This window comes from Phenylobacterium sp. (assembly GCF_037138395.1).
Lineage (GTDB): Bacteria > Pseudomonadota > Alphaproteobacteria > Caulobacterales > Caulobacteraceae > Phenylobacterium.
Genome location: NZ_JBAXIM010000006.1, coordinates 1 through 16,550 on the forward strand (window position 1 = coordinate 1; position 16,550 = coordinate 16,550).

At 68.6% G+C, this 16,550-nt stretch carries 17 protein-coding genes; 13 read left to right on the top strand and 4 right to left on the bottom strand.

Going from position 1 to position 16,550, the window contains the following annotated elements:
• From WCJ52_RS00815 to hemN, 5 genes are all read left to right on the top strand, one after another.
• A partial coding sequence (locus WCJ52_RS00815) for an enoyl-CoA hydratase-related protein (protein ID WP_336901386.1) occupies positions 1 to 359 on the top strand: 359 nt, incomplete at its 5' end.
• Between the two features lie 125 nt (positions 360 to 484).
• On the top strand, positions 485 to 691 hold the full coding sequence (locus WCJ52_RS00820; protein WP_336901387.1) for a hypothetical protein: 207 nt from the start codon (positions 485 to 487) through the stop codon (positions 689 to 691).
• Positions 688 to 930: a hypothetical protein gene (locus WCJ52_RS00825; RefSeq protein WP_336901388.1), complete on the top strand. Its 243-nt coding sequence runs from the start codon at positions 688 to 690 to the stop codon at positions 928 to 930. Before WCJ52_RS00820 ends, WCJ52_RS00825 begins: the two co-directional genes overlap by 4 nt.
• A 204-nt stretch (positions 931 to 1,134) precedes the next feature.
• Entirely contained in the window at positions 1,135 to 2,805 is a 1,671-nt protein-coding gene (locus WCJ52_RS00830; protein WP_336901389.1) for an amidohydrolase family protein, read from the top strand.
• 173 nt (positions 2,806 to 2,978) lie between these two features.
• Complete coding sequence (hemN, locus tag WCJ52_RS00835; protein WP_336901390.1) at positions 2,979 to 4,331, top strand: oxygen-independent coproporphyrinogen III oxidase; 1,353 nt, start codon at positions 2,979 to 2,981, stop codon at positions 4,329 to 4,331.
• Between the two features lie 27 nt (positions 4,332 to 4,358).
• Here the strand turns inward: hemN and WCJ52_RS00840 are convergent, their stop codons facing one another.
• On the bottom strand, positions 4,359 to 5,120 hold the full coding sequence (locus WCJ52_RS00840) for an SDR family oxidoreductase (protein WP_336901391.1): 762 nt from the start codon (positions 5,118 to 5,120) through the stop codon (positions 4,359 to 4,361).
• 144 nt (positions 5,121 to 5,264) lie between these two features.
• On the opposite strand from WCJ52_RS00840, the gene WCJ52_RS00845 reads away from it, so the two are divergent.
• The 7 genes from WCJ52_RS00845 (at position 5,265) to WCJ52_RS00875 (ending at position 11,790) form a co-directional block, all read left to right on the top strand.
• Positions 5,265 to 6,773: a hypothetical protein gene (locus WCJ52_RS00845; RefSeq protein ID WP_336901392.1), complete on the top strand. Its 1,509-nt coding sequence runs from the start codon at positions 5,265 to 5,267 to the stop codon at positions 6,771 to 6,773.
• Between the two features lie 7 nt (positions 6,774 to 6,780).
• On the top strand, positions 6,781 to 7,389 hold the full coding sequence (locus WCJ52_RS00850) for a hypothetical protein (RefSeq protein WP_336901393.1): 609 nt from the start codon (positions 6,781 to 6,783) through the stop codon (positions 7,387 to 7,389).
• Positions 7,390 to 7,404: 15 nt separating this feature from the next.
• A complete protein-coding gene (locus WCJ52_RS00855; RefSeq protein ID WP_336901394.1) occupies positions 7,405 to 8,904 on the top strand; it encodes a hypothetical protein in 1,500 nt (499 codons plus the stop codon).
• A gap of 93 nt (positions 8,905 to 8,997) precedes the next feature.
• Positions 8,998 to 9,612, top strand: a complete 615-nt coding sequence (locus WCJ52_RS00860) for a VOC family protein (protein ID WP_336901395.1) — start codon at positions 8,998 to 9,000, stop codon at positions 9,610 to 9,612.
• 3 nt (positions 9,613 to 9,615) lie between these two features.
• Entirely contained in the window at positions 9,616 to 10,263 is a 648-nt protein-coding gene (locus WCJ52_RS00865) for a carboxymuconolactone decarboxylase family protein (RefSeq protein ID WP_336901396.1), read from the top strand.
• Positions 10,264 to 10,362: 99 nt separating this feature from the next.
• Positions 10,363 to 11,451, top strand: coding sequence for a hypothetical protein (locus tag WCJ52_RS00870; RefSeq protein ID WP_336901397.1), 1,089 nt, complete (start codon positions 10,363 to 10,365; stop codon positions 11,449 to 11,451).
• 87 nt (positions 11,452 to 11,538) lie between these two features.
• Positions 11,539 to 11,790 (top strand): CDGSH iron-sulfur domain-containing protein, encoded by a 252-nt coding sequence (locus WCJ52_RS00875; protein WP_336901398.1) that lies wholly within the window; start codon positions 11,539 to 11,541, stop codon positions 11,788 to 11,790.
• 12 nt (positions 11,791 to 11,802) lie between these two features.
• Here WCJ52_RS00875 and WCJ52_RS00880 read toward each other — a convergent pair whose 3' ends face one another.
• Both WCJ52_RS00880 and WCJ52_RS00885 read right to left on the bottom strand, forming a co-directional pair.
• A complete protein-coding gene (locus WCJ52_RS00880; protein WP_336901399.1) occupies positions 11,803 to 12,396 on the bottom strand; it encodes a hypothetical protein in 594 nt (197 codons plus the stop codon).
• A 3-nt stretch (positions 12,397 to 12,399) separates the two neighbouring features.
• Positions 12,400 to 13,761: a hypothetical protein gene (locus WCJ52_RS00885; RefSeq protein WP_336901400.1), complete on the bottom strand. Its 1,362-nt coding sequence runs from the start codon at positions 13,759 to 13,761 to the stop codon at positions 12,400 to 12,402.
• Between the two features lie 165 nt (positions 13,762 to 13,926).
• Here WCJ52_RS00885 and WCJ52_RS00890 point away from each other — a divergent pair, with 165 nt between their 5' ends.
• Complete coding sequence (locus tag WCJ52_RS00890) at positions 13,927 to 15,096, top strand: serine hydrolase (RefSeq protein WP_336901401.1); 1,170 nt, start codon at positions 13,927 to 13,929, stop codon at positions 15,094 to 15,096.
• 185 nt (positions 15,097 to 15,281) lie between these two features.
• Here the strand turns inward: WCJ52_RS00890 and WCJ52_RS00895 are convergent, their stop codons facing one another.
• Positions 15,282 to 16,502, bottom strand: a complete 1,221-nt coding sequence (locus tag WCJ52_RS00895; protein ID WP_336901402.1) for a phytanoyl-CoA dioxygenase family protein — start codon at positions 16,500 to 16,502, stop codon at positions 15,282 to 15,284.
• Positions 16,503 to 16,550 lie beyond the last annotated feature (48 nt).

A 16,550-nucleotide genomic window follows, 5' to 3' on the forward strand; every position in this document is an offset into this window, starting at 1 on the left:
ACGTCGGCGGCTTCTACCGCCTGCCCGCCATCGTCGGCCCGGCCAAGGCCGCCGAGCTGCTGTTCACCGGCGACGTCATCGATGCCGAGGAGGCCCTGCGCATCGGCCTGGTCCGCGAGGTGACCCCCCACGCCGAACTGATGGACCGCGCCCGCGCCCTGGCCGCCCGCATCGCCTGCAACCCGCCGCTGGCCCTGCGCTACATGAAGGAGGGCCTGCGCCGGGCCGCTTACGGTGACCCGCGCGAGCTGGGCGGCTGGGCCATCGAGACCATCCGTACCCTCATGAAGACCGAGGACCACCGCGAGGGCGTCGCCAGCTTCTTGGAAAAGCGCCCTCCGGTGTTCACGGGGCGGTAGGCGACGGCGAGGGAGGCGGGGGTCAGGATCGCCCTGCCCACTGGCCTCTGCAGGCCCCGCGTGAGATTGCAACCCCATCCGCCAGCGTGCCACACTTCCAACGTCGCAGTCAGGGAGGCCTTCTAATGACGCTCACCGTGCAGAGGCGGTTCGTGACACCGGAGGCGGACGAGACCCTGGACGCGCTCGCGGCGCGGTCCCTGCCGGACCTGCCGCTCGAGGCGGCCATGGACCGGATCCGGGGCTGGAACCTGCACATCTTCGCCATGCGCAAGCCCCGCGGCCTGCTGCTGGGCGGGGACGTGGTCTTCATCGAGCCGCCGCAGTCTTGAGCCAGGCGTTGCCCGACAGCGGCGAAGGCGTGGCCGTGGTGGTGGCGGCCGAGGTCTCAGCCGGGCATGACGGCGAGGCCGAACTGACCCTCAGCGTGCGGTTTGAGAACGGCGTCGTGGCCCCCGTGGTGCTGGACGCCGAGGCTGGCTTCGATGTCCTGGCCGGCTGCGGGGCGGCGGGGGCAGGCGACCTGGTGGGCCGGCCCTGGCGGCAGGTGATCGCAGGGCTGTCGCGCTGACCCTGAATTGCTCCCCCAAGGGGGAGCTCCCGGCGAAGCCGGGTGAGGGGGTCAACGGCATCTCAGCTGACCCCCTCCGGCCCGCATTCGCGGTCCACCTCCCCCTGGGGGGAGGAATTAGGCAGCGCCTGAACAGGCCGAGAGGAAGGGCTTGCCCGGGCGGGGGTTCGCGGTCGAGTATGCTGGCAGATTTGGGAGAGCGAGATGCATGACCTGGTAATCCGCAATGCGCGGGTCGTGGATGGCACGGGCGCGCCAGCCTACGCGGGAGAAGTGGCCGTCAAGGACGGGCGCATCGTGGCCGTTGGGCCCAGGGTGGAGGGCTCGGCCCTGGCCGAGATGGACGCCGGCGGCAAGGCCGTGGCGCCCGGCTTCATCGACCCGCACACGCATTTCGACGTGCAGCTCCTGTGGGACGGGGCGGCCAAGCCCAGCCTGGAGCATGGCGTCACCTCGATCATCCCGGGCAACTGCTCCCTGTCCCTGGCGCCCCTGAGGGCGGCGGACCGCAAGGCGGTGGTCGGCATGTTCCAACAGATCGAGGAACTGCCGCCCGAAGCCTTCACCATCGCCTTCGACTGGACCTGGGAGGACTGGGAGGGCTATCGCCGGGCCCTGGAAAAGGGGCTGGCCATCAACGTGGCGCCCCTGGTGGGCCATAGCGTCATCCGGGTCTGGGTGATGGGGGCCGATGCCAACCAGCGCGCGGCGCGGCCCGACGAGATTGCCGCCATGCAGGACGTGCTGCGCCAGTGCCTGGCGGCCGGAGCCATCGGCCTGTCCACCAGCTTTGTCGACGTGGACGAGAACGCCCGCCCCGTGCCCAGCCGCTTTGCCCAGTTCGCTGAGCTGGACGCCCTGTGCGCCGTGCTGGGCGAGTTCGGCCGGATGCTGCAGATCGTGCCGGAGTTCTACGACGCCGACATCACCATCGCCCGGATCGACCAGCTGGCCGAGCTGAGCCTGAAGCACGGCATCCCCACCACCTACTCGCCGGTGTTCGACAACCGCCAGACGCCGGCCAGCGTGGACCGGATCCTGGGCCGCTCGGCCGAGCAGTTCGCCCGCGGCGCCCGGGTCTGGCCGCAGATGCAGACCCGGCCCATCGACATCAGCTTCTCCCTCCTGCGGCCCAGCCTGTTCTTCGCCCGCCTCCCCCGCTGGGTGCGGGTGCTGCGCCAGCCCCTGGAGGCGCGGATCGCCTCCCTAACCGACCCGGAGACGGTGGCGCGCATGGTGGAGGACACCGGCCCCGACGGCGGCGAGCGCCTGATGGGACGGCTGGTGGTGCGCGGCGGCGGCGAGGCCCCGGCCCACCTGGCGGGCAAGACACTGAAGGCGATCGCCGACGCCCGTGGCCAGTCCTGCGCCCTGGCCCTGATCGAGGTCTCGCTGGAGCACGGCCTGGACGTGGCCTTCCTTTCGGCCAATGGCGGTCACGACAATAGCGCCCGCATCGGCCCCCTGCTGGCCCGGCCCGACGTGCACATCGGCGCCGGCGATGGCGGTGCACACCTGGCCTCCTTCGCCACCTACGGCGACACAGGCTATCTGTTCAGCGAGTTCGTGCGCCGCACGGGAGCCCTGACCCTGGAGCAGGCGGTGGCCAAGATCACCGGCGAGACGGCGGCCATCTGGGGCCTGAAGGACCGCGGCCTGCTCAAGCCCGGCCAGGCCGCCGACATCGTGATGTTCGACCCTGACCGGATCGGCCGGGGCGAGGAACGCCCGATCTTCGACATGCCCGGCGACGGCATGCGCTACACCCGCGACTCGGTGGGCGTAGAGGCCGTTCTGGTGAACGGCGAACTCGCCTGGACCCCCGCCGGATACACTGACGCCAAGGCGGGGCGGATCTGCGAGATCGCGGGGTAGGGTGGCTGGCGGCCTTCCGCTCACTTCATCTTCACGGTTTCGGGTGGAAGAGATCCCGCGCGCAGCCTCCTCCGTAGGAAGGTGCCCATTGATCTGCGTTACGGCGCGGGGGCGGGCTTCCCGGTGACAGGCTGGCGACCAACGCCCTCTAGGGTGCCGGAGCGGAGGGGGACATGAGCGTGACGACCTCGCGGCTTGGCCGGGATGCGCTGATTGAAAAGTACGATGGCCGGGCGCCGCGCTACACCAGCTATCCCACGGTGGCGCAGTTCACGCCGGAGGTGACGCCCGAGATCTACGCCGGCTGGCTGAACGGCCTGCCTGACGACGAGCCGGTCTCGCTCTACATCCACGTGCCCTTCTGCTCGCGCCTCTGCTGGAACTGCGCCCGGAATGCCCGGCCGGCCATCAGCCGGGGGACGGTGGCGGCCTACGTCCTTTACCTGGAGAAAGAACTTCTGGCGGTGCACCGGGCCTTGGGTCGGCGCCGGCCGAGGGTCTCGTCCATCCACTTCGGCGGCGGTACGCCCAATATCCTGAAGCCCCTCGAGCTGCGCTCGGTCATGGCGACCCTGTCGGCGGCCTTCCGTTTCGTCGGTTCCCTGGAGGTGGGCGCCGAGCTGGACCCAGAGACCCTGACCAAGGACTGGGTGACCATCGCCTCGGTCAACGGCCTGTCCCGCGCCAGCCTGGGGGTGCAGAACCTCGACCGCGAGGTACAGGCTGCTGTGCACCGCCCCGAGGCCTTCGACCACATCGCCGACTGCATGCGCTGGCTGCGCGACGGCGGGGTGACCTCGATCAACATGGACCTGATGTACGGCCTGCCACACCAGACACGGGCGAATACCCTGGCGACGCTGGACAGCATGATGACCCTGAGGCCCGAGCGGGTCTCCCTGCTGGGCTACGCCCTGGCGCCCGGGATGACGGCCAGTCGGACGCTGATCGAGGCGGCGGCCCTGCCAGGCACCTCGGAGCGGCTGGACCAGAGTGACGCAGCGGCGGAGCGACTGACCTCGGAGGGCTATGTCCACATCGGCATGGACCACTTCGCCCTGCCCGAGGATGACATGTGCCGGGCCCAGGCGGAGGGGCGTCTGCACCGCAACTTCCAGGGCTACACCACAGATTCGACCCAGGTCGTGATCGGCATGGGTCCCTCGGCGGTCGGCAGCCTGCCGCAAGGCTTCGCTCAGAACGCCTTGCAGGTGGGGGACTGGCGCAAGGCCCTCGACCACGACCAGCTACCCGTCGCCCTCGGCGCGATGCTGAGCGCCGACGACCGCTTTCGCGGCGAGATCATTGAGCGGCTCCTGTGCGATTTCGCCGTCGACCTGGGCGAGATCGCCTCACGCTATGGCCGCAAACCCCGGGACCTGGTGCACGAACTGTCCCGCCTCGAGTCCTTCGCCGCCGACGGCCTGGTCGAGTCCGAGGGCGCCCACCTGAAGGTCACCGAGGCTGGCCGCCGGGTGGTGCGCAACATCTGCGCGGTCTTCGACGTCAGTTTCCGCGAGGCCTAGGGAAGCCAGTCCCGGGCGCCATAGGCCTCAGCCTCCACCGTTGATGTTGATCTTCTGGCCATTGGCATAGGGGTTGGCGGATGAGACCAGCCAGGTCACGGCGGCGGCCACGTCCTCGGGGGTCGAGACCCGGCCGAAGGGGGATCTGGCGTCCAGCTCGTGGATGTCAGCCAGACCGGTGGTGGCCTTGGTCAGGCGCTTGCCCATCTCGGTGACCGTCAGGGACGGGGCGACGATGTTACAGCGGATTCCGTGGACGCGCTCTTCCTTTGCGATGGTCAGGGCCAGGGCCTCCATGGCCGCCTTGCCCATGTTGTAGGGCCCGCCGCGGGCCGACATGCCCATCGTGGCGACGGACGAGATCATGATGATGTCGCCCCGGCCCCGGGTGCGCATCTGCGGGATCAGGAGCTTGGAGAGGTAGTGCGGGCCGAAGGCGTGGACCCGGACCACCCGCTCCATCTCGGCCGGGTCGGTGTCGGCCACCGACTGGCCACGGCTGGCGATACCGGCGTTGTTGACGAGGATGTCGACGCCCCCGAAGTCGCGCACCACGGCCTCGGCCATGGCGGCGTCCTGGTCGAAATCCTCTACCGCAGCGGCGTAGATGCGGGCGGTGCGGCCCAGGGCGCGGATCTCGGCGGCGGTCTCCTCGGCGGAGTCGGCATCGGAGCGGTAGTTGACGGCGATGTCAGCTCCGGCCTGCGCCAGGAAGAGGGAGATGGCCCGGCCTATGCCCCGGCCTCCGCCGGTGACAAGGGCAACGCGCCCGGAAAGATCGATCTGCATGGCCCCGAGTCTCCTCCACCGATGGTTTTCCTATTCCTAGCCGAGGCGGCCGGGCCGGTCAGGAGGTTTCTTGCACGCCGTTAACTTGACAGCGACGCGCAACATGCGACGAAAACGCTCGAAATCGTCGGGGAGATTCCAGGAATGACGTCTTGGCGCGTGGGGCGGTTTTCGGGCCTGAAGGCCTGGGCAGCGGTGATCACTGCGGTCGGGCTGTCCGCCCTGGCGGCGGGTCTTGCCAGCCCCGGGGGGGAAGCGGTGGCCAAGCCGCCCGCCTCGATGGAATTCTGCAAGATCTACCCGACGGCTCACGCCTGCGCCGCCTCGCCAGTGGTGAACTGCACGACCTGCCACACCGTCCCGCCGGCCCGGAACCTGTTCGGTGCCCAGGTGGCCGAGCACCTCGCGCCTGGCGCTGCACGCCCGCTGTCGGACGCCGACTACATCGCCGCCCTGCCGGCGGCCCTCAAGGCCGTGGAGGCCCTGGACGCCGACGGCGACGGGATCTCCAACCTCGACGAAATCCTGAAGGGGTCGGCACCCGAGAACGGCGATAGCCGACCGACTGCCGTGAGCTGCACTCCGGGCCAGACCCGCAGCGCCGCCGCCGGGCGCTGGAATACCTGCGGCTACGATCCCGTCCACGCCTGGCGCAAGGTCGTGCTCGACGTCTGCGGCCGCTCGCCGACGCGGGCCGAGACCGACGCCTTCCGGCGACGCCTGCCCAGTGAATCGTCCTGGCGCGAAGGCATTTCGGGCCAGCTCGATACCTGCCTGCGCTCGCCCTATTGGCTGGGCGTCAACGGCGTCCTCTGGAACCTGGCCAACGCCAAGATCAATCCGCAGGACAGCATCAAGGCCGGCCCACGGGCGGGGTCGATCCCCCTGGCTGACTATGAGTGGGACTACAACCTGTTCGCCTGGATGAACACCGGCGACCGCGACGTCCGCGGCCTGCTGACCAGCCAGGACTTCGTGAAGCGCGTGAGCGACGACCCGCCGACCTTTGCGGCGGTTCCCGATGCTGACTTAAAGGGCATGCGCCAGGCCGGCCAGACCGTGCCCCGGGAAAAGCGCGCGGGCATGATCACCACGCGCTGGTTCACCACTGTGAACACTATGTTCACGCCCATCCCGCGGACCACGGCGGCGGCGGCCTACCGGCAGTACCTGGGCCTTGACCTGGCGCGGATGCAGGGCCTGCACCCGGCTGTGGCCGAGCCCATCGACTATGACGCCAAGGGCGTTGCGGCCCCGGCCTGCGCGGTCTGCCACTCGACCCTTGATCCCCTGACCTATCCCTTCACCCGCTACGACGGGATCATCCGCAACAACTACAATCCCAACCGCCTGAAGAACTTCGTCCGCACCGACGGGGCGCGGGTGGTCGAGGCCCCGGAGGCCGGGGAGATCTTCGGCCAGAAGGTGGCCAACCTTCTTGAGTGGAGCCAGGTGGCCGCGAATTCCGACGCCTTCGCCCAGAAGGTGACCTGGGACTACTGGAAAATGATGGTCGGTCGCGAGCCCAGCCCGGCGGACCAGACCGAATTCGCCCTGATGTGGAAGAGCCTCAAGGCCCCAGACAAGTTCAACTACCGGGTCGAGCGCATGCTGCACGCCCTGGTCCTGACCGAAGCCTACGGAAGGCCCTGACATGCGCATGCCCGGACTTTTCGCCGCCCTGACCCTGGCCGTGATGGCTGCCGTAGCCGTCGCCCCGGCGGTGGTCAGCGCCCAGGAAGCCGCTCCAGCCTCGACCGATCCCCGGATCAAGTTCAAGGATGGGGAGCGCTATCTTCGCGACCTGTCCGAGACCTTCGAGATTCCCCGTGACGAGATCTGCCGTGAGCTGTCCCGCTATGACTGCTCGAACAAGGCGTTCCGTATCGTCCTCGGCGGGGTCGACCCCTACGACGCCCGGGTCATGCAGCCCCTCGACCAGGCCACCCTGGCCAGCCCGATCGCCTTTGACCGGGTGGCCCTTCAGGTCTGCGCCAACCGCGTAGCGAGGGACAGGGCGGACCCGGCCAAGGCCCTTCTCTTCAAGTCCGCGGCGGGCCGCCCCGACCGCGCCTGGCGCGACGCCCTCACCGACCGCCTTTACGACCGCATTCTGAGGCGCGACGCCTCCGTCGCCGAACGCGACCGGATGGCGGCCTTCCTCCAGGGCGTTGAGGGCCGTACCGGCCGCTCGGCCCGGGGTCAGTCCGAACAGACCCTTCTTGCCTGCTTCGCCCTGGCCTCATCGGCCGAGGCAGCCTTCTACTGACCCGGAAGCGACCCCATGAACCTGACCCCTTCCCGTCGCGGCCTTCTCGCCGGAGCCGCCGCCAGCCTGGCGGGTCCCGGCCTTGCCCGCGCCGCCCGCACCCCCGGCGGCGCAGATCCCCGATTCTTGATCGTCCTGTGCGGTACCGGGGGATGCTCGATCGTCGACTCCTTCCTGGCCGTCCGGGAGTCCGAGAGCGCCAACGGCTCGACCCTTAACGCTTGGCCTGACCAACTCGTGCAGTCGCCCGGCGGGGGTCCCTTCAGGGCCATCGACTTCGCTAGCAAGACGATCGGCGCCATCCCGGTCCCCTTCACCGCCAACCAGTCCGACTTCGTGAAGCGCCACGGCCAGGACATGATGGTGGCGACCTACACCGGCACCAGCGTCAACCACGGGGTCGCGGAGCACCGATCGGTGACTGGCAACGCCGCCTGGAGGGGCCGCACCCTCCAGGAGGCTGTCGCCCTGACCTACGGGGCCGGCAAGCCCATTCCCAACGTCCACCTGGTGAACGGCGTCTCCTTCACCGACCGGGGCACTGACGATTCCCTGCCATCCTCTGCCTATGGCGAGCGGGCACCTTCGCCAAACCTCTGGCCCCTGTCCCTCGATGGCCGAAAGGGCGTGCCGGGGGCTCCCGACGCCAAGCTCTTCGAAGCGGCCCGCGCCTTCCGGAACGGGACCCTCGACCCTGAGTCCGACTTTGTCCGCACCTTCGGCGACTCCGTCCGCCTGAAGCGCTGGCTGGAGCTGCGCGGTGCGCCACTGAAGGACATCGAGGGCGCGGACCTCATCACCCAGCTGATGGTGCATTCCGACTCCGAGGACATGCCCCTGAAGGCCAGCGGCCTGAAGTCGTCGCCCTTGGCCAAGAAGGTCCGCGAAGCCTTCCCCGCCTATGGTTTTGACCCGCTGGAGAGCCAGGCGGCCCTGGCTTTCCTGCTCATCCGCTGCGGCGTGGCCTCGACCGTCACACTGGGGCCGGAGACGTCGGCGGTGTTCAACAAGGGCGCGGCCCTTGGGCGGGGCGGCCTCTCCGCGGGGGACATGCGCAATACGCCCATCGCCTTCGACTTCTCGCACCAGGCCCACCGGGAGGTGCAGTCCCTGATGTGGAGCCGGGTCCTGAGCGTCGCCGACCGGTTGATCACCCTCCTGAAGAGCGAGGAGCTGGCGGGGGGCAAGAGCTACTGGGACCACAGCCTTGTCTATGTGGCCACCGAGTTCGGTCGCAGCCGGAACCGCCCGGCCGGTGCCATGACCTTCGGGTCGGGCCACGACCTGAACAACGGTGCCCTGATCGTCTCGCCCCTGGTGAACGGCGGCAAGATGCTGGGCGGCGTCGATCCAGAGACCCTGATGACCTACGGCTTCGATCCGCTGTCGGGACGTCCGGAACCTGGACGGCACATGACCGAGCCCGAGATCTACTCCGGCATCATCCAGGCCCTGGGCATCGAGACCCCGGGTGCGGGCCTGCCCGACATGCGCGTCATGCGGCGCAAGGCCTGAGGCGTCTCCGCCTTACGCCACTGCAGGGGATTTGACGTCGGCCGGCCGAAGGGATCAGCTAGAGTCCTGAGCTTCGCCGGAGAGACGACGACCATGACCGTGCCTGCCAACACAGAATTCGACATCCGCGGCGTCAACCACATCGCCCTGGTCTGCCAGGACATGGCCCGCACGGTGGCCTTCTATCGCGACGTGCTGGGCATGCCCCTGGTCAAGACCATCGAGCTGCCCATGAAGTCGGGTCAGCACTTCTTCTTCGACATCGGCAACGGCGACTCCCTCGCCTTCTTCTGGTTCCCCGACGCCCCGGCCCAGACCCCGGGCGTGTCCTCGCCCCGGACCCTGCCGCATGAGGGCGGGCTGGTCACCGCCCACGGCTCCATGAACCACCTGGCCTTCAACGTGCCGGTGGAGAAGTTCGACGCCTATGTGGAGCGGCTCAAGGCCAAGGGGATCGAGGTCTCGCCGGTCTTCAACCACGATAACTCCGCCTTCCAGATCAGCGCCGAAGTGACCGACGAGGTCTTCGTGCGCTCGGTCTATTTCTTCGATCCAGATGGGGTCTGCCTGGAGTTCGCCGCCTGGACCCGGCCCATGGGTCCGGCGGACGTCGAGCATGAGGCGGCCACGGCGGACGGCGGCCGCAGCCAGGGCCTGGTGCTGGACGGCTTTGGCGCCCCCATCCAGACCGCCCGGACGGGGGGCTGAGCCATGCCTGTCCTGCGCCAGGTTCCCCGGGCCGAGGTCGGCTCGGACCTCATCCATCGCTATTACGACCTGCTGTTCGGCCCCGGCCGGGACCCGGTGGCCGAGCCGGGTACCGCTACCGGCACGCCAGGCGACTGGTGGACCGTCTTCGCCCTGGCCCCCGATATCTTCCGCCATGCGGTAGAGGGCTTCGGCGTCTACCGGCATCCTGACCGGAAGATCGATCCGGTGCTGCGCGAGCTGGGCCAGACCCGGGCCGGCTGGGCGCATGGCAGCCAGTTCGTCTTCTCCCAGCACTGCAAGTCCCTGCGTGGCCTGGGCGTGTCGGAAGAGAAGATCGCGGCGATTCCCGGCTGGGCAGTCTCGGACGCCTTCGATGCGCGCGAGCGGGCGGTGCTGGCCTATGCCGACTGCCTGACGACGGGCTCGGGGCGCACGCCGCCGGAGGTCTTCGACGCCTTGCGCGCCTTCTGGGGCGACGAGGAGATCCTGGAGTTCACCTACATCACCGCCCTCTATGGCATGCACGCCATCATGACCCGGGCCCTCAGGCTGGAATTTGACGACCGGGACGACCCGATCGCAGAGGTGGCGGCACCTGAGGGGTTCAGCGCTTCGGACTTCCTCAGCGCCCGGCCGGAAAGACGCTGAAGCGGCGCCTCCCGCGCTTGCGGCGGATTGCCCCCGGGAGCCGGCGGCTCTAGACTTGCCCCAAGGTCGCCCCAGCCGGCCAGTTCCCCCGGAGGATGCATGTCCAAGCCCGTCCTGATCGCGCTCGTCCTGGCCCTTGGTGCCGCGCCCGCCCTTGCCGCACCGCCCTTCAAGGCACCGCGCAACATATACGGCCAGCCCGACCTCTCCGGAAACTGGAGCAACGCCACCCTGACGCCGGAGACCCGCCCGCCAGGCCTGGGGACCCGCGCCACCTTTACCGAAGCCGAGGTGAAGAAGTTTGAAACCCAGGCCTCCAGCGAGGTCGAACAGGGCAATGTGAGCATCGATCCCACCCTGGGTGCGCCCAAGGTCGGCGGCGAGGTCAAGGCCGGTATCCGTCCGGAATACGCGGCTGCCGGCGGTGCTGTTGGCGGCTATGACCGGGGCTGGCTGGAGCCGGGCTCCACGGTCATGCGGGTCCGGGGCGAGCCGCGGACCTCCTTCCTGACCACGCCGGATGGCCAAGTGCCCAAGCGCAAGGCCGGTGCCCCGGCCCCGGCGGGCTTCAATATGGCCATGTACCGCAACTCCGCCGACAATCCCGAGACCCGGGCCCTGGGGGAGCGCTGCATCATGTCGTTCGGCCGGAACGCCGGACCGCCCATGTTCCCCAACGGTTTCTACAACAACAACTACAAGTTCGTTCAGGGCCCCGACACCGTGGCCATCCTGGTGGAGATGGTGCACGACTTGCGCATGATCCGCCTGAACGGGACCCACCGCACAGACGGTATCCGTCCCTGGATGGGGGATTCCATCGGTCGCTGGGAGGGCGAGACCCTGGTGGTTGAGACCACCAACATCCCCATGCGCCAGGCCTATCGCGGGTCCTGGGAGAACCTGAAGGTCACCGAGCGTTTCACCCGTGTCGCCAAGGACCGGATCCACTACGGCTTCCAGATCGATGACCCCACCCTGTGGGACGCCCCCTGGGGTGGTGAGTACGAGTTCTCATCCCTGAATGGCGAAATCTACGAATACGCCTGCCATGAGGGGAACTACGCCCTTCCCGGCATCTTGGCGGGCGCGCGGGCGGAAGAGGCCGAGGCTGCAGCCAAGGCCGCCGAGGCCGCAAAGGCAGCGGACGTGGCCAAGACGCCGGCCAAACCCACCAAGCCGTCCTGATCCACCCGGGCTGGGCGGGGAGGGCTTCTGAAGCGCCTACCCTTTGATCGTATGGCCCTGCCGGGCCACCCTGACAGGAGAACCAGGATGACGGACAGTAAAGCGGTCGTGGCGGGCAAGGCGCCGATGCCGGTCGAGGTCGTGGCCGGCAAGGCCTATTTCTGGTGCACCTGCGGCCGGTCCAAGAACCAGCCCTTCTGCGATGGCGCCCACCTGCGCGAAGGCACGGACTTCATGCCCCTGAAGTGGGAAGCCCCGGAGAGCCGCACCGTCTATTTCTGCGCCTGCAAGCAGACCGCCGGCGCACCGCTCTGCGACGGGACGCACAACCGGCTCTGACCGGCATCGGACTCAGGCCTTCCGGCCGAACCCGAAGATCTGGCCGAGGCTGGCGAAGAGACCGGGCCGGGCCGGCCGGGCCGGCGGCTCCAGGAGCTCAAAGCCCTCGCCCAGGGCGGGGTCGTGGGTGTCCGCCAGGCCCCGGAAGCCGGTGACCAGGCCCGCGGCCTCGATCGGCGCGTCGAAGATGTAGTCCGTTCCGGGGTCGTCCGGGTCCTGTTCATCCTGCTGCCGCCTCAGGTCTGCCAGGATCTCGGCCAGGCCCCCGGGCGGCTGGCCCTCCTCGGAATACCCCTCGTCGGCGTCTGACGTGACCCGCCAGACGACCTTGCCGTCCTTCATCAGGACAGCCGAGCTGTGCATGACCACGTCATCCACAGAAAGGTGCAAAATCTCTCTGCCCGAGGCCAGGGGGGCGAGATCCTGGTCTGGATCAAATCGTCGTCCCTGGATGACCAGCACGTACCAGCCGCTTCCGAAGGTCTTGCCGGCATAGACCGCCTCGCTCCAGTCCCCGGTCTGGCCGGTGCGGCCGGCGCCGACCTGCTCCAGAAGCGTGTCGCCCTCCGAAGCCCGGACGGCCAGGCAATTCGCTACGATACCCATGCGTTAATTCCTCTTCCCCTTGGTTTTCGTCGCTGACCCTTCCTTCTTCACCACAGGTCGTGGCGCCGTCATGACGTAATTGGACGCCATTGTGGCCGCCGCAGCGCCCACGTCCTGAGGCAGGAAATGATCCAGCCGAAATCCGTCCGGGTCCATCGAAAATGCCTTCTTCTGGTTTTTGGAGAGGTCGGCACTGGGTCCGAACTTGGCCTCGACGTAGAGACCAGACTGGGTCTGGTGATCGGGAATGGCCACCCTCCCACCGCCGACGGGGACCCGAGGTTTGCCGCCCTCCCGGGGGGCGTCGCCGCGCAGTTGCGAACGTCCTTCAGACAGCCTCTCGCCCAGTTTTCCTTTCTCGGAGGGCCGCAGGCGGTTGACGCGCCTAGCTACCACGGGGCTGACAAGGCCGCTGGTCGCTCCGCTGAGCGCCGCCGACTGTAGGGCCTCGTCGACCGATAAGGGCCGCCCGCCGAAGAGATCCTGGGCCAAGGATGTGGTCGCGCCCCCCAGGGCGGCCGACGCCTGCGGGCGACGGGTGGCGAGCAGGGCCGCGGTCGTCGTCCCGCCCCCCAAAGCAGCGCCGGCATAATCGGAGAGAGGACTGGTCCGGCCCAGGACATGATCCGTCACGGCCTGACCGGCCGCGCCATTCAAGGCACCGAGTCCGGTCAGCCCAGCGACCTCTTGGCCCACCAGGCCCGCCGTCGCCTTCAGTCGAGTGACATCTGCCAATGCCGCCATTCGGGCGCCTCCGGCTGCGGCCCGGCCCAGGGCCAGGGGCGAGGCGACCAGCAGGCTGGCGCCGGTCCCTGCAACCCCGCCGGCGACGCGGGCATAGGGATGCAGCCTCCAGTCCTCCGCATCCTGAGCTCGGGCCGTCGCCATCCCGTCCTGGTAACCGCTCACGAAGTCACGCCCTTGGATCATCCCCCCGGCGGCGGAGAGCCCCGCCCCCAGATGATCTCCCAGGCCGAAGGTGAAGGCGTCGCTGGCCCCCCTGGCCCCGGCGGCCAGGCTGGAGACCAGGGGCTCGGCGGGTTGTCGGGGGTCCGTCGCCGTCGCCGGTTTGCGCTGCGGCGGCGCTGCGCGCCGCAGGGGAGCTGCGGCCTTCTGGGGACGGGCTGCGGGAGAGGAAGCCTGTCGACGGTCCCGCATCAAGGTCTGGGCGCCCGCCAGGGCAACCGCCATGGGTGTGGCCAAGGGAATTGCGGCGCCGGTCCGGATCGCGACCCGGAAGAGTTCATGCGCCATGGCGCGGGCCTGGGGTGTCATCCTGGCGGCGACCGCCTCACCGCGTTGGCGCATCCAGTCGGCGATGTCGTCCCGGGTGTCGGAACGGCTGTGAGAAGATCTGTTTGGCATCGGGGTCCTCTATGTCAAAGCAACGCACTCTTCACCGGATTGCCCGGATCGACCAAAACAAAACAAGAACATTTTGCATCCGACCCCGGCCCTGCCGCGTTTCCCTTGCCGGCACCCTGACCGGGCGATAGCCCTGCGTTAGATCCCGACCTTTCGGAGCCCTTGATGCGCAGCCTCCTTTTCGCCGCTGGCCTGGCCCTCGTGGGCCTTCCGTCCTTCGCCGTCGCCGCCGACAAGCCACCACCGGCCGCGTCCGTCCTCTTCTGGTCCCAGGCCGAGAAGGAGGCGGGCTTCCCGAAGATGGAGGCCCATTTCCCGGTCAGCACCGCAACGCGGGGCGAGCGCGTCCATGCCCTCCAGGCCGGCGCGCCCCTGAAGCTGGTGCAGGTCGGCGGCCAGCCCTTCGACCTTTCCGCCTTCATGGCCTCGGAAAAGACTGCGGGCATCCTCGTCCTCCAGGACGGCCGGGTGCGGCTGGAAAGCTATGGCCTTGGCTATGGCCCGAACGGTCGCTGGACCTCCTTCTCGGTGGCCAAGTCGGTCACCTCCACCCTGGTTGGCGCGGCAGTGAAGGATGGGGCTATCAAGAGCCTGGACGATGCGGTCACCCGCTACATCCCCGGCCTGCGCGGCAGTGCCTACGACCAGGTCAGCGTTCGCCAGCTCCTGACCATGACCTCGGGGGTGAAGTGGAACGAGGACTATACCGACCCCAATAGTGACGTGGCCCTGTTGTTCTCGACCCCGGCCGACCCGGGCCTCGATTCCACGGTCAGCTACATGCGCAAGCTGCCGCGGGAGTCCGCCCCGGGGGCCAAGTGGGTCTACAAGACCGGCGAGACCAACCTGATCGGGGTGCTGGTCACCTCCGCCACCGGCAAGTCGCTCTCGTCCTATCTCTCCGAGAAGATCTGGAAGCCCTATGGCATGGAGCAGGACGCCCTCTGGATGATCGATGAGCGCGGCCAGGAGGCCGGCGGCTGCTGCCTGTCCATGACCCTGCGCGACTACGGCCGGGTGGGCGAATTCCTGCGCACGGGCGGCATCGGCTCCGCCGGAGCTGTCCTGCCCAAGGGCTGGATCGCCGAGGCCACCCGCCAGCAGGCCGCCACGGACGACCGCTTCGGCTATGGCTACCAGTGGTGGACAGAGCCGGGCGGCGTGTTCAACGGCCTGGGTATCTTCGGTCAGAGACTGCACGTGGACCCGGCGCGGAAGCTGGTGGTCGTGGTCTCCAGCGCCTGGCCCGAGGCCACCAACCCGGCACGCTCTGCCCGGCAGGACGCCCTGATCGCCGCCATCGCCGCCCAGCTGGACGCCGAGGCGAAGCCGTGACGGCGCTGCGACGCCATTGACCCCCTCAGTCGGCTTTGCCGACAGCTCCCCCTGATGGGGAGCAATTGGCTCTGTAATTCCTCCCCATCAGGGGGAGGTGGCCCGCGCAGCGGGACGGAGGGGGTCTGCTGACTTCCGGTGACTCCCCCTGGGTCGGACCGACCCTCAGCCTCGCCGTTGCCCCGCTAGAGGGATGTGATCTTGCTGACGGCGGCGGCGTAGCTCTCCGCCCGGGCAGGTTCGTTCTCACGCTGGATGCGGGCCAGGCCCAGGCCGATGACGTCGGCGGCGGTGGACTGGCCCCGGGAAAGCTCCGCCATCCAGGTGTATTCACCCCGGTCCATGGCCTGGCGCGCGTGGACGATGGCCCCGTTCGGGTCTCCCGCCCGGCCGCTGCCGAAATAGCCGTAGCCCTCGACCATGCTGTTGCTGGAATGGGCCGAATAGCCCAGCCGGTAGAGCAGCTTGTCCGAGGCTTTTGCCAGCACCTCGGGTCGGACGCTGAGCAGGAAGGCCTCCTGCTGGCGCACCCAGGGGCGGACCACCGAGTTGGTCAGGATATACCGCAACCGGTCGGAGCGATTGACGGCACCGGCGTGCAGGGTGCGCCCGTCCATCAGCATGATCGTGCCGGCGGGCGCCTCCAGGTTCACGGGCCGGGGCAGGGCACCATAGGTCTCGCCGCCCGTCCCGTTGCTGCGGTGGGAACCTGGAATCACCAGGGTGCCGCCATTCACCTCGTCCACGTCCTGCAGGTAGTAGACGATGTTCACCAGGGCCGGTGCGCCGCCAAGGTCGTAGGGGGCGGGGAAGGACTGGTCCCGGTGCAGACCCTGCGGATAGCATCCCGGATAGGAGATGTTCGACAGGAAGCTGTAGTGCTGCCAGCCGGGTCCTGTGAATTCGTCGATCAGGCGCTCGACCATCTGCCCGCCCTGGACGGCCTCCGGGTCGAGCTCGAGGCAGAGCCGAAAGACCTCCCCCTTGTTGATCAGCGACCAGACGTGCTGCTGGGCCGGGCTCAGATAGGCCACGCCCAGGTCGCGTTCAGCGGCGGCCTGGTCCACCACCCGCTCACGCAGACGGGCGCACTGCTCGACGGAGAGGGCGTCGGCGATCAGGCAGAAACCCCAGGCGTAGAGGTCGCGCCGGAGCTGTTCCATGTCCCGGGTCGGCCGGGGCGGGGACAGGTCGCGCCAGTCCGGGTGCTTCCGCGCCACGGTGGTGTCGTAGTACCAGCCCTTGCCCCACTCCAGCTCCGACCGGGCCGAAGGCACCTTCGTCCAGGGATTGTGCCTTGCGATCGAGGCGTAGGGCTCGCCTGATCGGAGAAAGTCCCGATAGGGGAGGACGGCGTCCTGTGAGGCTGCCTCGATGGCCTCAGGCGTGAATTCAACGGGGGTCATGACAATTCCTCCAGGCCCTGAGGGCTTCGTGGAGTGAATTTGAACAAC

Excerpts from the sequence above, each read along its gene's own strand:
- WCJ52_RS00820 (WP_336901387.1), top strand. The coding sequence starts at position 485 with ATGACGCTCACCGTGCAGAGGCGGTTCGTGACACCGGAGGCGGACGAG.
- WCJ52_RS00830 (WP_336901389.1), top strand. The coding sequence starts at position 1,135 with ATGCATGACCTGGTAATCCGCAATGCGCGGGTCGTGGATGGCACGGGC.
- hemN (WP_336901390.1), top strand. The coding sequence starts at position 2,979 with ATGAGCGTGACGACCTCGCGGCTTGGCCGGGATGCGCTGATTGAAAAG.
- WCJ52_RS00840 (WP_336901391.1), bottom strand. The coding sequence starts at position 5,120 with ATGCAGATCGATCTTTCCGGGCGCGTTGCCCTTGTCACCGGCGGAGGC.
- WCJ52_RS00845 (WP_336901392.1), top strand. The coding sequence starts at position 5,265 with ATGACGTCTTGGCGCGTGGGGCGGTTTTCGGGCCTGAAGGCCTGGGCA.
- WCJ52_RS00850 (WP_336901393.1), top strand. The coding sequence starts at position 6,781 with ATGCCCGGACTTTTCGCCGCCCTGACCCTGGCCGTGATGGCTGCCGTA.
- WCJ52_RS00855 (WP_336901394.1), top strand. The coding sequence starts at position 7,405 with ATGAACCTGACCCCTTCCCGTCGCGGCCTTCTCGCCGGAGCCGCCGCC.
- WCJ52_RS00860 (WP_336901395.1), top strand. The coding sequence starts at position 8,998 with ATGACCGTGCCTGCCAACACAGAATTCGACATCCGCGGCGTCAACCAC.
- WCJ52_RS00865 (WP_336901396.1), top strand. The coding sequence starts at position 9,616 with ATGCCTGTCCTGCGCCAGGTTCCCCGGGCCGAGGTCGGCTCGGACCTC.
- WCJ52_RS00870 (WP_336901397.1), top strand. The coding sequence starts at position 10,363 with ATGTCCAAGCCCGTCCTGATCGCGCTCGTCCTGGCCCTTGGTGCCGCG.
- WCJ52_RS00875 (WP_336901398.1), top strand. The coding sequence starts at position 11,539 with ATGACGGACAGTAAAGCGGTCGTGGCGGGCAAGGCGCCGATGCCGGTC.
- WCJ52_RS00880 (WP_336901399.1), bottom strand. The coding sequence starts at position 12,396 with ATGGGTATCGTAGCGAATTGCCTGGCCGTCCGGGCTTCGGAGGGCGAC.
- WCJ52_RS00885 (WP_336901400.1), bottom strand. The coding sequence starts at position 13,761 with ATGCCAAACAGATCTTCTCACAGCCGTTCCGACACCCGGGACGACATC.
- WCJ52_RS00890 (WP_336901401.1), top strand. The coding sequence starts at position 13,927 with ATGCGCAGCCTCCTTTTCGCCGCTGGCCTGGCCCTCGTGGGCCTTCCG.
- WCJ52_RS00895 (WP_336901402.1), bottom strand. The coding sequence starts at position 16,502 with ATGACCCCCGTTGAATTCACGCCTGAGGCCATCGAGGCAGCCTCACAG.